This window comes from Pseudomonas sp. (assembly GCF_036387035.1).
Classification (GTDB): Bacteria; Pseudomonadota; Gammaproteobacteria; order Pseudomonadales; family Pseudomonadaceae; genus Aquipseudomonas.
The window spans coordinates 43677-57677 of sequence record NZ_DASVUM010000105.1; the positions used below are offsets into that span (position 1 = coordinate 43677).

Annotated in this window: 12 protein-coding genes and 1 pseudogene; 6 read left to right on the forward strand and 7 right to left on the reverse strand. The window is 61.7% G+C overall.

The features are described 5' to 3' along the window. The first annotated feature begins 226 nt into the window (after nucleotides 1-226). From VF672_RS09910 to VF672_RS09935, 6 genes are all read left to right on the forward strand, one after another. Nucleotides 227-1141, forward strand: a complete 915-nt coding sequence (locus VF672_RS09910) for a glutamate/aspartate ABC transporter substrate-binding protein (RefSeq protein ID WP_037012307.1) — start codon at nucleotides 227-229, stop codon at nucleotides 1139-1141. Between the two features lie 118 nt (nucleotides 1142-1259). Next, a complete protein-coding gene (locus tag VF672_RS09915; RefSeq protein ID WP_331104189.1) occupies nucleotides 1260-2006 on the forward strand; it encodes an amino acid ABC transporter permease in 747 nt (248 codons plus the stop codon). After that, on the forward strand, nucleotides 2003-2671 hold the full coding sequence (locus VF672_RS09920; protein ID WP_331104205.1) for an ABC transporter permease subunit: 669 nt from the start codon (nucleotides 2003-2005) through the stop codon (nucleotides 2669-2671). The genes VF672_RS09915 and VF672_RS09920 overlap by 4 nt, the downstream gene beginning before the upstream one ends. Next, entirely contained in the window at nucleotides 2668-3402 is a 735-nt protein-coding gene (locus VF672_RS09925) for an amino acid ABC transporter ATP-binding protein (protein ID WP_037012313.1), read from the forward strand. Before VF672_RS09920 ends, VF672_RS09925 begins: the two co-directional genes overlap by 4 nt. Nucleotides 3403-3488: 86 nt before the next feature. Beyond that, complete coding sequence (locus VF672_RS09930) at nucleotides 3489-5387, forward strand: sensor histidine kinase (RefSeq protein ID WP_331104190.1); 1899 nt, start codon at nucleotides 3489-3491, stop codon at nucleotides 5385-5387. Between the two features lie 170 nt (nucleotides 5388-5557). After that, entirely contained in the window at nucleotides 5558-6883 is a 1326-nt protein-coding gene (locus tag VF672_RS09935; protein WP_331104191.1) for a sigma-54 dependent transcriptional regulator, read from the forward strand. A 184-nt stretch (nucleotides 6884-7067) separates the two neighbouring features. On the opposite strand, the gene VF672_RS09940 is transcribed toward VF672_RS09935, so the two are convergent. From VF672_RS09940 to VF672_RS09970, 7 genes and pseudogenes are all read right to left on the reverse strand, one after another. Continuing rightward, a complete protein-coding gene (locus VF672_RS09940; protein WP_331104193.1) occupies nucleotides 7068-8009 on the reverse strand; it encodes a PfkB family carbohydrate kinase in 942 nt (313 codons plus the stop codon). Next, entirely contained in the window at nucleotides 7999-9468 is a 1470-nt protein-coding gene (locus VF672_RS09945) for a purine-cytosine permease family protein (RefSeq protein WP_331104195.1), read from the reverse strand. The genes VF672_RS09940 and VF672_RS09945 overlap by 11 nt, the downstream gene beginning before the upstream one ends. A gap of 158 nt (nucleotides 9469-9626) precedes the next feature. After that, nucleotides 9627-10643, reverse strand: coding sequence for an ADP-ribosylglycohydrolase family protein (locus VF672_RS09950; RefSeq protein ID WP_331104197.1), 1017 nt, complete (start codon nucleotides 10641-10643; stop codon nucleotides 9627-9629). Further along, the gene (locus tag VF672_RS09955) at nucleotides 10640-11353 is read right to left on the reverse strand and encodes a GntR family transcriptional regulator (RefSeq protein ID WP_331104199.1); all 714 of its coding nucleotides are present in this window, start codon (nucleotides 11351-11353) and stop codon (nucleotides 10640-10642) included. The genes VF672_RS09950 and VF672_RS09955 overlap by 4 nt, the downstream gene beginning before the upstream one ends. A 160-nt stretch (nucleotides 11354-11513) precedes the next feature. Next, complete coding sequence (locus VF672_RS09960) at nucleotides 11514-12191, reverse strand: DsbA family oxidoreductase (RefSeq protein WP_331104201.1); 678 nt, start codon at nucleotides 12189-12191, stop codon at nucleotides 11514-11516. Between the two features lie 120 nt (nucleotides 12192-12311). Continuing rightward, the gene (locus VF672_RS09965) at nucleotides 12312-13304 is read right to left on the reverse strand and encodes an alpha/beta hydrolase (RefSeq protein WP_331104203.1); all 993 of its coding nucleotides are present in this window, start codon (nucleotides 13302-13304) and stop codon (nucleotides 12312-12314) included. A gap of 156 nt (nucleotides 13305-13460) precedes the next feature. Next, nucleotides 13461-14001 (reverse strand): annotated as a pseudogene (locus VF672_RS09970) (5-methyltetrahydropteroyltriglutamate--homocysteine S-methyltransferase); the annotation flags it as partial.

Consider the following 14001-nt stretch of genomic DNA (forward strand, 5'->3'; position numbering starts at 1 on the left):
GGAATCCCGGACGGCCGGCCCGCCCTGCTAGATCCCCTCCTCCATAAATAGCCAACACTTTCATACGCTTAGCCTCGCCCCCATCTCTGGCATGACTCATGCTCTACACTCCTCACGATTGCTTCGATGTAGCGGATCGCCTGACTGGGCCGCCGTTGAAGCGCTCTGAAACGATAGGGCCGTCCAACACCGGTCCAATAAAAAAAACAATGTCGAGGAAAACCAGATGCGCATCGTTCCCCAACTCCTGGGCGCAGCCATTGCTGCCGCTTTGATCACCACCCCCGTTTTCGCTGCTGAACTGACTGGCACTCTGAAAAAAATCAAAGAGTCCGGCACCATCACCCTCGGTCACCGCGACTCCTCTATTCCTTTTTCCTACATCGCTGATGCTTCCGGCGTGCCAGTGGGTTACTCCGCTGACATCCAGCTGAAGATCGTTGAAGCGATTAAAAAAGACCTGGACATGCCTGACCTGAAGGTCAAATACAACCTGGTCACTTCTCAGACCCGTATTCCGCTGGTGCAGAACGGCACCGTCGACGTTGAATGTGGTTCGACCACCAACAACGCCGAGCGCGCCCAGCAAGTCGACTTCTCTGTCGGCATTTTCGAAATCGGCACCCGTCTGCTGAGCAAGGCTGACTCCTCTTACAAAGACTTCGATGACCTCAAGGGCAAGAACGTCGTGACCACCGCGGGCACCACGTCCGAGCGCATCCTCAAGGCCATGAACGCCGACAAGCAGATGGGCATGAACGTGATCTCTGCGAAGGACCACGGCGAGTCGTTCCAGATGCTGGAGTCGGGCCGTGCCGTCGCCTTCATGATGGACGACGCCCTGCTCGCCGGCGAAATGGCCAAGGCCAAGAAGCCAACCGACTGGGCCGTGACCGGCACCCCTCAATCGTACGAAATCTACGGTTGCATGGTTCGCAAGGAAGACCCTGCGTTCAAGAAAGCCGTCGATGACGCCATCGTGGCGACCTACAAATCGGGCGAGATCAACAAGATCTACGACAAGTGGTTCACCCAGCCGATTCCACCAAAAGGCCTGAACCTGATGTTCCCGATGAGCGAGCAGCTCAAAGCGCTGATCGCCAACCCGAACGACAAGCCGGCGCCGGACAAGAAGGCCTGAGTCCTTCGCTCCGCTATCCTGAAAACGTGAAAAGCCTGTCTTCCGGAAACGCCCTGCGTTTCCGGAAGTCGCTACCTGGCGTCTGCGTGCATAACGATCGATCAGAGGGGAGACCCTGATGAATTACAACTGGGACTGGGGCGTGTTCTTCAAGTCCACGGGCGTCGGCAGCGAGACCTATCTGGACTGGTACATCACCGGGCTGGGCTGGACCATCGCCATTGCCGTCGCCGCCTGGATCATTGCGTTGTTCCTGGGCTCGGTGCTCGGGGTGATGCGCACGGTGCCAAACCGCATCGTTTCGTCGATTGCCACGATTTACGTGGAAATTTTCCGTAATGTGCCACTGCTGGTGCAGCTGTTCATCTGGTACTTCCTGGTGCCGGATCTGCTGCCCGAGAACCTGCAGGAGTGGTACAAGCAAGACCTTAATCCGACCACCTCGGCGTTTCTGAGCGTTGTCGTGTGCCTGGGCCTGTTCACCGCCGCACGTGTGTGCGAGCAAGTGCGTACCGGTATTCAGGCGCTACCGTTGGGGCAGGAATCTGCGGCGCGCGCCATGGGTTTCAAGCTGCCGCAAATCTACTGGAACGTGCTGCTGCCGCAGGCGTACCGGATCATCATTCCACCGCTCACCTCCGAATTCCTCAACGTGTTCAAGAACTCGTCCGTGGCGTCGCTGATCGGCCTGATGGAATTGCTCGCGCAAACCAAGCAGACCGCCGAGTTCTCCGCGAACCTGTTCGAAGCCTTCACCCTCGCCACGTTGATCTACTTCACCCTGAACATGAGCCTGATGTTGCTCATGCGTCTGGTCGAGAAGAAAGTCGCGGTACCGGGCCTGATCTCCGTGGGGGGTAAATAATGGACTTCTCTGGAGTGATCCCGGCGATCCCGGGCATGTGGAACGGCATGCTCATGACCTTGCAGTTGATGGTCATGGGCGTCGTGGGTGGCATCATCATCGGCACGATCCTGGCCCTGATGCGGTTGTCGTCCAATAAACTGGCCTCGCGTGTCGCCGGCGCCTACGTCAACTATTTCCGCTCGATTCCGCTGCTGCTGGTCATCACCTGGTTCTACCTGGCGGTGCCGTTCGTGCTGCGCTGGATCACCGGCCAGGACACGCCGATCGGTGCGTTCACCTCCTGCGTCGTGGCGTTCATGATGTTCGAGGCTGCGTACTTCTGTGAAATCGTCCGTGCCGGTGTGCAGTCGATTTCCCGTGGCCAGATGGGCGCCGCTCAAGCGCTGGGCATGACGTACGGCCAGATGATGCGCCTGATTATCCTGCCGCAGGCGTTCCGCAAGATGACCCCGCTGCTGTTGCAGCAAAGCATCATCCTGTTTCAGGACACCTCGCTGGTCTACACGGTCGGTCTGGTCGACTTCCTCAACTCGGCACGCTCCAGTGGCGACATCATCGGGCGCTCCAACGAGTTCCTGATCGTCGCCGGTCTGGTGTACTTCACGATCAGCTTCGCCGCGTCGCGCCTGGTCAAGTTCATGCAAAAAAGGTTAGCCGTATGATTTCCATCAAAAATATCAACAAGTGGTATGGGGACTTCCAGGTGCTGACCGATTGCAGCACGGAGGTCAAAAAGGGCGAAGTGATTGTGGTCTGCGGACCGTCGGGCTCTGGCAAGTCCACGCTGATCAAATGCGTCAACGCGCTGGAGCCGTTTCAAAAAGGCGACATCGTGGTCGATGGCACGTCGATCGCTGATCCAAAGACCAACCTGCCGAAACTGCGTTCGCGCGTCGGCATGGTGTTCCAGCATTTCGAGCTGTTTCCGCACCTGACCATCACCGAAAACCTGACCATCGCGCAGATCAAGGTGCTGGGCCGCAGCAAGGAAGAGGCCACCAAAAAAGGCCTGCAATTGCTCGAACGTGTCGGCTTGTCGGCCCACGCGCACAAGCATCCGGGGCAGCTTTCGGGTGGCCAGCAACAGCGTGTGGCGATCGCCCGCGCGCTGGCGATGGACCCGGTGGTGATGCTGTTCGACGAACCGACTTCCGCGCTCGACCCTGAAATGGTCAACGAAGTGCTCGACGTCATGGTGCAACTGGCCCATGAAGGCATGACCATGATGTGCGTGACCCACGAAATGGGCTTCGCCCGCAAAGTGGCGGATCGGGTGATCTTCATGGACAAGGGCCAGATCGTCGAAGACTGCGAGAAGGAAGAATTCTTCGGTGACGTCAACGCGCGATCCGAGCGGGCTCAGCAATTCCTCAACAAAATCCTGCAGCACTAAAAGCATTAGCCCTTCGAGGGCACACAACCACCGGCTGCTCGTTCATCTGTGATGAACGGGCGGCTGGTCGGTCCAGGACGACTGTGATGAAATGCGACCCCCCTCTCCACCGCGCCGCGCCGCCATCACTCGCCGTGAAACCCCGACTGATTCGCCATCTGTTCGTGCCGCCGCTGATCATCCTCCTGATGATTGCGCTGGGTTACGTCACGTATTTGTACAGCGAGAAGAACGCCGTCAAGGCGCTGGGCGAAAACGGTCAGCGTCAGCTGGAGCTGCATGCGCGCACCGTCGAGAGCGAAATCAACAAGTACAACTACCTGCCCAGCGTGCTGGAGCTGGAATCCAATGTTTCCGACCTGCTCAACAACCCGTCCGCGGAGTTGCGCGCCAGGGTCAATGATTACCTCGAAGGCCTGAACCGGCGCAGCCGCAGTCGGGCCATTTATGTACTGGACACCACCGGCCGAGTGCTGGCGACGAGCAACTGGCGCGATGCCGACAGTTACCTCGGTGAAGACTTGTCCTTCCGGGCCTATTATCAAGACGCGATTCGCGGCCTGCCCGGGCGGTTTTATGGCATCGGCAGCACCACCGGGGAGCCGGGTTATTACCTGGCTCACGGGCTTGAAGAGAAAGGCAAGATCATCGGCGTCGCGGTGATCAAGGTCAGGCTCGAAGCGCTGGAAGAGCGCTGGCAGCGGGCGCGTCTGGAGGCGTTCGTCAGCGACGAGAACGGCATCATCATTCTCTCCAGCGACCCTGCGCGACGCCTGAAATCAGTCCGCCCGCTGACCGCCGATATCAAAGAGCGACTGGCGCGCAGCCTGCAGTATTACTGGTTTCCGCTCAACGAACTGGTGCCGCTGGAACGTGAGTCGATTGCCGATGGCGTGGAGAAGCTGACCTTTCCCGCCAACAGCAGCGTCGACCATGAGCACACGGTGGTGAGCTATCTGGCGCAGACCCGCGAACTGGCCGACACGCCCTGGCACCTGACCCTGCTGACGCCACTGGAAGACCTGCGCCGGGAAGCCGCCAATCAGGGCATGCTCGTCGCCGTCGCCTGTGCACTGGTGGCGTTTCTGCTCATTGCCTGGAACGAGCGGCGCAAGGTGATCTCGACCCGCCTCGCCGCCCGTGAAGCGCTGGAGCAGGCGAACAACGAACTTGAGCGGCGTATCACCGACCGCACCGCCGACCTGCGCGCCAGCAATGAACGCCTGAAGGGTCAGATCCGCGAACGCCGCCAGGCCGAAGAAACCCTGCGACAGGCCCAGGACGAACTGATCCAGGCCGGCAAACTCGCCGCCATCGGCCAGATGTCGACCAGCATTGCCCATGAGCTGAATCAGCCGCTGGCCGCGCTGCGCACGTTGTCGGGCAACACCGTGCGGTTCCTCGAACGCGGCGCGCTGGACACAGCGAGCGCCAATCTGCGCACCATCAACGATCTGGTCGATCGCATGGGCCGCATCACCGCAAGCCTGCGCGCCTTTGCCCGACGCGGAGAAGACAAAGGCCAGGCGTCACTGGTCAAGGCGGTCGAGGCTGCGCTGCAATTGCTTGCGGCCCGCCTCGACAGCGCATCGCTGGACCTGCATCAACAGATCGATGATGTCGAACTGGCCATCGACCAGACCCGACTGGAGCAGATATTGGTCAATCTGATCGGCAACGCGCTGGACGCCATGCAGGCACAGCCGCTGCCGGTTCTGTGGCTGGAGGGGGACGTGTTCGAGGGCCGCTACCGATTGCGCGTGCGGGACAACGGCCACGGCATCGATGCCGAAGCGCGCAAGCATCTGTTCGAACCGTTCTTTACCACCAAACCCGGCGAACAAGGGCTGGGCCTGGGTTTGACGCTGTCCGCCAGCCTTGCCGCCGCAGCAGGCGGCACCCTCAATGCCGAAGACCCGGCCGAGGGCGGCACGATGTTTGTGCTGGTGTTGCCCCTGGTGGATCGCCGGGCGGCGGGTGTATGAGAGATCCGTGCCCCCCCAGTCTCTGTGGGAGTGATCTTGCTGGCGAAGACGGCATTCCAACCGCTGCGGACGGGCCTACTGTTCGCGAGCAAGCCCGCTCCCACAATTCGTATGTTAAGCAATGATCAAAACTGACAGACCGCTCTCGCTGGCAAGCCCTGGAATCAACCATGAACACTGATCTGACGGTCCTCATCGTCGAAGACGACCCGCATGTCCTGCTCGGCTGCCAACAGGCACTGGCGCTGGAAGATATTCACAGCCAGGGCGTGGGCAGCGCAGAAGAAGCGCTGGCGTTGGTCGGTGAGAACTTTGCCGGCATCGTCGTCAGTGACATCCGCCTGCCAGGCATCGACGGACTGGAGCTGCTCAAGCGCCTGAAAGAGCGCGACCGGACCCTGCCCGTTGTGCTCATTACCGGCCACGGCGACGTGTCTATGGCGGTGGGGGCGATGCGCGATGGCGCCTATGACTTCATGGAAAAGCCCTTCTCTCCCGAGCGGCTGGTCGATGCGGCCCGTCGCGCCCTGGAGCAGCGTGGGCTGGCGCGGGAAGTCTGGTCGCTGCGTCGGCAACTGGCCGAACGCGATTCGCTGGAAGGCAAGATCATTGGCCGCTCCCAGGCGATGCAGAACCTGCGCGCGCTGATCGCCAACGTCGCCGACACCTCGGCCAACGTATTGATCGAAGGCGAAACCGGCACCGGCAAAGAACTCGTCGCCCGTTGCCTGCACGACTTCAGCCGCCGCCATAACCAGCAGTTTGTTGCACTGAACTGCGGGGGCTTGCCGGAAAGCCTGTTCGAGAGCGAGATCTTCGGTCACGAGGCCAACGCATTTACCGGCGCCGGCAAACGCCGCATCGGCAAGATCGAACACGCGCATAACGGCACGCTGTTTCTCGACGAAGTCGAAAGCATGCCCATCAACCTGCAGATCAAACTGCTGCGGGTATTGCAGGAGCGCACGCTGGAGCGACTGGGCTCGAACCAGAGCGTGGCGGTGGACTGCCGGGTGATCGCCGCGACCAAGTCAGAGCTGAGCGCGCTGAGCAAAGCGGGCCAGTTTCGCAGCGACCTCTATTACCGGCTGAACGTGGTGACGCTCGAACTGCCGCCGCTGCGCGAGCGCCGCGAAGACATCCTGCAATTGTTCGAGCATTTCCTGCAGCAATCGTCTCTGCGCTTCGACCGCGAATCGCCAGCGCTGGATGCTCACACTCGCTCGGCGTTGCTGGCCCATGACTGGCCGGGCAATGTGCGCGAGCTGCGCAACGTCGCCGAGCGCTACGCGTTGGGCCTGCCCGCGTTCAAAACGGCGGGCGCGGAAGTCGCGACCCAGCGCCTGGATTTCGCCGAAGCCGTGGAAGCGTTCGAAAAGAACCTCCTCGGGGAAGCCTTGCAGCGCAGCGGCGGAAATCTCAGCCAGGCCAGTCAGGAACTGGGCATGGCCAAAACCACGCTGTTCGACAAGGTCAAGAAATACGGGTTGGGGTAAACAACGTACCCGTTGTGATTCTGGCGGTAGGCGCGTGGCTTGTCCCGCGATCGGCTGCGCAGCAGTCGTAAAACCGGACAACTCGGTTCTCCCTTGGAGAACCGCCGTCAGCGGATTGGCTGCCGCTTCGCGCCAGATCGCGGGACAAGCCACGCTCCTACAATTCGTGCGAAGGCAGGGTTTATCAGGGCGTCGCGGGAAATTCAGTGCTGCCGACAAGCTCGTCAACCTCAGCCGCCGTCGGGGCGGTCGCCGGGCCCCAGCGGGTGACGGCGATGGCCGCGGCTGCATTGGCGCGCAGTGCCGCCTCCCCTGCCGCAAGCCCCGCAGCCAACCCGGCCAGCAATACCCCGGCATGGGCGTCACCGGCGCCGTTGGTATCGATGGCCGTTACCGGAAAGCCGTCCACGTGTCGCGTCTCGGAACTCTGACGAGTCCAGCAACCGTTCGGCCCGTCGCGCACCACTATCAGGGCACCGTGACACAGCCAGCCTTCCAGCGTGTCGAGTGCCGCCTCGATCGTATTGCACCCGGTGAAGCGCAGCGCCTCTTCGGCATTGCTGGTCCACAGGTCGATCAACGGCAAAACGTCCTTCACTCCCGACATTTCCGGCGAGCCGATCAGCGGCCCCGGATCAAACACGACGCCCGCACCCGATGGTAACTGCGAAAGCCAGTCCAGCAGCGTCGAGACCTTATTCTCGTGCAGCAAGCTGTAGCCGCTGACAAACACATAATCCTCAGGCTGCACCGCGACGCCGCGCAGGTCATCCGCTGACAGACCGCCCTCGGCACCCACACAGGAAATAAACGAGCGCTCGGCCGAAGGTTCGATAAGCGCCACCGAGAGTCCGGTGTCCTGAGCCGTAGAAGCTGGCGCCGCGACGTCAATGCCTTCTGCCGCCATGGCCTGCCGCGCCAGGTCGCCGAAGCGCCCTGCGCCGTGGCGGCCGAGGTAGAGGGTTGGCAGACCGTTGCGGCGCGCAGCGGCCATGACGTTGAATCCCCCTCCTGTTTCGAATGCTGCGGAGCGGGCGAGCACGTCTCCGCCGGAACGAGGCAAGGCATCAAGGGCCATGACCAGATCGACCACGACCTGACCGGTGTAAAGCAATCTAGCGGGCATGAGCGACCTCTTGAGCAACAACACGGCGATCCCGGGCACCGCCCAGCAACGCATACAGACCACCTGCCACCACGAACGTCACAATCCAGCCCAGCCCGTTATGGCCGAACCATGAGTCGGAAAGCACACCTTTAAAAAGCACATTCTCTGCCGTGGTCGCAACGGTGGTGAAGCTGTAGCCAAGGACGATGGCCAGGGCCCATGCACCCAGGGCGCGCCACTCGATGCCGCCGCGATACCAATAGGCGCTGCGCGGCGAAACGTCCATCAAGTCGGCGGGTGAATAGTAGTGACGGTGGATCAGGTCAACGACGAAGATTCCGACCCACGCTGTGATCGGCACCGCCAGCATCGAAATGAACGTGATGAAAGGACCGTAGAAACTGTCGGCGATCAGCATGAAATAAATCGAACCGGCAAAGATCGCCACGATATCCACAATCACCGCATGCACGCGCTTTATCCTGAGGCCCAGCGTCAGTGTGGTCAGCCCTGCCGAGTACACCGACAGGTTGTTGGAAAGCAGCAGGCCACCGAACGCGGTGATCAGGTACGGCACCGCCGTCCAGGTCGGCAGCAGTTCACGAATCGCAATGATCGGATCGGTGGCCGATGCCAAGTGATCGTTGCCGACCGACAGAAGCCCGCCGAGGGTGATCAGCAATATCAGCGGGATGCCCGCGCCGAAAGCGGCCGACGCCACCAGCCGCGTGGCCTTGACGCTGCGATGCTGGTAGCGCGACATGTCGGCACCTGCATTGGCCCAACCGATGCCCGTGCCCGCAGCCATGGTGCCGATCCCGATGATCATCGCGCTCGCCGGTGCAGGCGCGGCATTGAACACGGCGGCCCAGTCGATGTGCGCGATCAGGAAGCCACCGACGACAACGTTCAACGCGCCAAAAATGTATGTCGCCCATTTCTGTATGACCAGCAAAGTGGCGTGGCCCAGGCCGGAAACGGTCAGCGTCATCAGCACGAAAATGGCGATGAAGACGAGGGTCAGCCCCGGGGCACTCTTGGCCTCCACGGGCGTGGCGAAGAGGATTGAGCACAGCGACAGCAGCACGAATGCCGCCGTTGTGGTGTTCACGGTTTCCCAACCCAGACGCGACATCAACGAAACAACGGTAGGACCGATATTCCCGCGTACCCCGAAGATGGCCCGCGACAGCGTAAGGCTAGGCGCCCTGCCCCGGCGACCTGCGATGGAGATGACCCCGACGACTGCAAACGATCCGGCAGCACCCAGGATCGCTACGATGATCGCCTGCCCGATCGACAGCCCGCGAAACGCCACGAGCGTGGCACCCAGCGGCAAACCGAGAATGCTGATGTTGGCCGCGAACCAGACCCAGAAAAGCTGCAACGGATGACCGTTGCATTCGTTTTCCGGAACCGGTTCGATGCCGCGTGTTTCTAGCTGACCTGCGCCTTGAACGGCGTTGCTTGATGTCATGTGAATGCTCCTGTGCCATTTGTTCTGGTTGTGGGCAGTGCGCAAAGCAAACGACATCCGTGTCAGCGTGGGCTTTTGCAGGCTGCAAAAACCCTGACTCGCCGCTGCATAGAGCCGCGAGGTAGGTCTTGTTCTTATACGGGCTGGCGTCGGTCGGGTCAGACCCCGCGCAGGGACAGTAACTGCTCGACGACGGGATGAAGGTCGAGTCCGTTGACGGTCTGGATCTGTTTGATCAACGACCCGGGCCAGGCGCCCATGCCTTCACAGGCGCCGAGCATCGCACCGAGAATGGCGGCGATGGTGTCTGTGTCGCCGCCCAGACTGGCGGCCATGCATAGCGCATCGAATGCCGATAGCTGGCGCTGCACGACCTGATGCGAAAGAGCGAACGCGGCGACGACCGACTCCTGCGAGGCGACCGACGTGCCGATCACGTCATAAATCAGTTCGGGCAGTTGCTCATTGCTGCAACCGGTACACAGCTGCTTGGCCCACTCGATCCGGGGAGCGATGCGCCCGCCGGCGATCCAGTAACCGAATCGCTCGGCTTGCAGGGCGATGCGCGTACCCACTTCAAGGGCTTCGCTGAGACTGGCACCGCTGATGCCCGCCGAGACAACCGCCGCAACAGCGGCCGCGCTGGAGATGCCGAGATTGGTGTTGTGCGTGACCTGGCAAGCCTGTTTCACCGCCTCGACGAAGCGCGCTTCGTCGCACACATCAAAGGCAATGCCCACCGGCGTGATGCGCATGGCCGCTCCGTTGGTGGTGCCGAAACGCCCGGCTTCTTCAGGACTGTGCCCGGCCAGAATCATCTCGATGGCGCGCTTGGTCGAGGGACCCAGCAGGTCTTGCGAACCCTTGGCCTGCATCACCGCTTCCCAGTCGATCAGGCTCTGCGCCAGATCCGAAGGCTCGATGCGCCCTGCTCCAGCGACCAGCAATTCAGCGACCAGAACCGCCTGTTCGGTGTCGTCGGTGATCGACCCGGCGGCCATGTTCGGCGCAATCGGCTGATCGGCAGCGGCGGCCTGCAGCGTGGTGATGCGGTTGAAACGCTGCCTGATCTGCTCGCGATTCAGGGACTGCGTCGGCATGCCCAATGCGTCGCCCAGCGCCAGTCCGTAGAAAGCGGCCAGGGCTCGGTCGCGCATGTCGATCAGTGCAGTCATGTGGGTGATCCAAAAGCCAGATGCAGACGAAAATGCACGGGGTCCAGAAGGCTTTCCACGTGCTCCATGAAACGTTCGCGGCGATCAAAGGTGGTGCGCGTCGCCTTGAGAAAAACCGAGCCCGGCTGACGCAACATCAAAGCCGCGTCGTCGTTGCTCAGCGGCTCGGCGCCGATCCACTGGTCGCCACGATCACCGACGTAACCGTGGGCGGCGAGCGTTACCGTCAACGAATCCTCGATCAGCCCGTCGCGGGGCAGATTCTCAAGGCCGTCACACGCGGGGATCAGCACGCGCTCCAGGGAAACCACGCTGCCGTCGCCTGCCGTTCGACGACGGTCCAGCGCGACGAACTCGGCCCTGCCAAACCGGCCCGCCAGGTCGGGCCGATGCACCGCCACCAGCCGCAGGATCTCGGTGCTGACCTGAGCGCCCGTGTCAGCCAGGGCTTGCGCCCAGCCGGCGCGCTGATCCAGCGATATACCGTCGTAGGTCACAATCGAGCCCACGCCGGTTTGCGTGGCGATGTAATTGCGCCGCTTGAGTTCGGACAACGCCTCGCGCAGCGTGCCACGGCTGACGTTGAATTCCTGTGCGAGCAGATTCTCGCCGGGCAACAGTTCGCCCGAGCCCATCTGGCCGGTCTCGATGCGTCGGGCCAGCTCATCCACCACGCGTTTTTTCTTGTCGAATCGAACCTGTCTAATCATGTACAAATTGTTATCCGAAAATGGCTCGGCGGAGCAAGCGTTTTTTAGAGAGCGATGGCCGGGTAACTACCGCTGATGACCGCCGGCAGCGCGGCCGACAGAAGGTCCCGGAAGCGAGATAGCCCCGCAGTACCCGCCTGCGCGCTGCGCGTCAGGTTGATTAAGCGTCCCGATCAGCCGAATTGACCACGCTCGCTTCCTCGCCGACGATCTGACGAATGGCGCTAACGAACACGTCGACCGGTTGCCCGCCGGACACCGCGTACTGGTCATTGAAAACGATCGTCGGCACCGAACTCACGCCGCGCGACACCCACAATTGTTCCAGCTCGCGGACTTCGCCGGCGTACTGATCGCCGCTCAGTACAGCCTCGGCGCGTACCCGATCCAGACCGACCTTTTGCGCGATATCCGCCAGCACCTCGTGGCTGGACACATCGGCGTGCTGGCTGAAATACGCGGTAAACAGCGCTTCTTTACACGCGTGTTGCTTGCCTTCCAGTTCCGCCCAGTGGAGCAGTCGATGGGCGTCGAAGGTGTTGAAGATGCGTCGCTCGCCTTGCTTGAAGACAAACCCGAGTTCAGCGCCGCGCTCGCGGATGTTCTCGGCGTTGGCCTGAAACTGCTCGGGCGTCGAACCGTATTTTTCTGCGATGTGCTCGAAAATGTCTTGGCCTTCAGGCGGCATCTGCGGGTTGAGTTCGAAGGGCTGGAAGTGAATGTCGGCGTGAACTTCATCGCCCAAGTGCTCAAGGGCCTGATCCAGCGCGCGCAGACCGATGATGCACCAGGGGCAGGACACGTCGGAGATGAAATCGATTTTCAGGGGTGTGCTCATAGCAGCCTCGTGCGAGGGGGAAAACTTGCACGATACGCCGATCAGGCCGGCGCTCAAACCCTGCAAAGGCGCGCCGGCCGCGGCAAGCCGGTCAGGTGCGCCACTGCATCACCTGCCAGGTCACAGCTGCGCGACGTGGGAGGCGTCCTCGCGATGCTCGCGCAAATAAGGCAAAACCGCCGCCAGCAACGGGGCTTTGAAGGCTTCCTGAAAACGATGGGCCAAACCGGGAATAAGCTTCAGCTGACTGCCCTGAATGTGCGCCGCCACATGAATCCCGTGCATCACGGGGAGTAGCGGGTCAGCGGTGCCATGGACGACCAGCGTCGGCACGCGCAGACGGTTCAACAGCTCCACTCGGCTGGGTTCGGACAGGATCGCCAGAATCTGCCGCTTCACGCCTTCAGGGTTGAACGCGCGGTCGTAGGAAAGCGCCGCTTGATGAAGCAGCGTCTGCCGATCGTCTTTGACCTCCGGGCTGCCCAGCGCCGCCAGAAGATCGGCCTGTTGCTCAAGGGCGGTCTGCCGGTCTGGAGCGCCGCGACGCGCCAGCAGTTGCAGCAATGCCGGGCTGGGCATCGGCAGGCCGGGCGCGCCGGAGCTGGTCATGATGAGCGTCAGGCTCTCCACGCGCCTGGGTGCCATGTCCGCCAGGTGCTGCGCAATCATGCCGCCCATGCTCGCCCCCAGCACATGAAATTGCTGGACGTGGAGCGTGTCCATCAGGCCGAGCGCGTCCTGAGCCATGTCCGTCAGCGAATACGGCGCCGACACCGGCAGGCCGATTTTGTAGCGCAGCACTTCATAGGTGAGGTTGGCGCTCGGGGGCGACTGGACCCACGTCGACAACCCGACGTCCCGGTTGTCGTAGCGAATGACTCGAAAACCCTGCTCACAGAGGGCGACGACCACCTCGTCGGGCCAGTGGATCAGCTGTCCGCCAAGGCCCATGACCAACAGCAGCGCCGGATCGGCATCGCGCCCGATGCTTTGATAGGCCAGATGCACGTCATTGAGCTCGGCCACTTGCGTGGGGACGTCAATATCGCATCGAGAGGCCGCAAAAGACGGCAGGCCGCACAAGAGCGCAGCCAGAAAAAGTAAAACCCGCATGGAAAAACACCGACACACAGAACCCCAGTAGGCCGCGAGTCTGATGAAGTGTGCTCAAGCGCGCTGCCACAGTTGCGTGACAGTTTGATGAAGAGGGCCGAGCGGTAGCAAAACGGTCATCTCGCGCTGGATTCACGCTGCTGCGGTTTGCGCTATCGACCCTGCGACCCAGAGGTTATCGGCAAAGCGCAGCTGAGCCTCCTTGACCACCTCCAACGCGGCATCAGCGTTGGTTCCGGCCACGTCCCGCTCACCTGCCACCCCCAGCGACAACACCTTGTAGGTCGGAAGACGGTCCAGCACCAAAGGCATTTGCTCCGGCGCACTGAGCACATCGACGTGCAGGCCCTGTACCGGAAGGCACACCGCTAGGCCAAGGTTGCTGCCCAGCCCCAGCCCGCCGCATGACGCCGCAAGCAGCTTTTTGAGGGGCGAGTATTGCAGGGCGTGATAAGCGCGTTCGAAGGCGTTCTTCCAGTCCTGCGGCAAGTCCAGGGTCAGGATCGGCTCGTCGATCTGCACCCACTCAACGCCCTTGCCCGCCAGCCGCCCGAGGATCTCGCCGTAAACCGGCAGCAGGCGGTCGAGTAAGTCGAGCTTGTCGAAGCCTTCACCTTCAACCTGCCCCAACCACAGGTAGGTCAAGGGGCCGATGATCTGCGGACGAATGGCGTGGCCCCGCGCACGGGCTTCATCG

Excerpts from the sequence above, each read along its gene's own strand:
- VF672_RS09910 (WP_037012307.1), top strand. The coding sequence starts at position 227 with ATGCGCATCGTTCCCCAACTCCTGGGCGCAGCCATTGCTGCCGCTTTG.
- VF672_RS09915 (WP_331104189.1), top strand. The coding sequence starts at position 1,260 with ATGAATTACAACTGGGACTGGGGCGTGTTCTTCAAGTCCACGGGCGTC.
- VF672_RS09925 (WP_037012313.1), top strand. The coding sequence starts at position 2,668 with ATGATTTCCATCAAAAATATCAACAAGTGGTATGGGGACTTCCAGGTG.
- VF672_RS09930 (WP_331104190.1), top strand. The coding sequence starts at position 3,489 with ATGAAATGCGACCCCCCTCTCCACCGCGCCGCGCCGCCATCACTCGCC.
- VF672_RS09935 (WP_331104191.1), top strand. The coding sequence starts at position 5,558 with ATGAACACTGATCTGACGGTCCTCATCGTCGAAGACGACCCGCATGTC.
- VF672_RS09940 (WP_331104193.1), bottom strand. The coding sequence starts at position 8,009 with ATGCCCGCTAGATTGCTTTACACCGGTCAGGTCGTGGTCGATCTGGTC.
- VF672_RS09945 (WP_331104195.1), bottom strand. The coding sequence starts at position 9,468 with ATGACATCAAGCAACGCCGTTCAAGGCGCAGGTCAGCTAGAAACACGC.
- VF672_RS09950 (WP_331104197.1), bottom strand. The coding sequence starts at position 10,643 with ATGACTGCACTGATCGACATGCGCGACCGAGCCCTGGCCGCTTTCTAC.
- VF672_RS09955 (WP_331104199.1), bottom strand. The coding sequence starts at position 11,353 with ATGATTAGACAGGTTCGATTCGACAAGAAAAAACGCGTGGTGGATGAG.
- VF672_RS09960 (WP_331104201.1), bottom strand. The coding sequence starts at position 12,191 with ATGAGCACACCCCTGAAAATCGATTTCATCTCCGACGTGTCCTGCCCC.
- VF672_RS09965 (WP_331104203.1), bottom strand. The coding sequence starts at position 13,304 with ATGCGGGTTTTACTTTTTCTGGCTGCGCTCTTGTGCGGCCTGCCGTCT.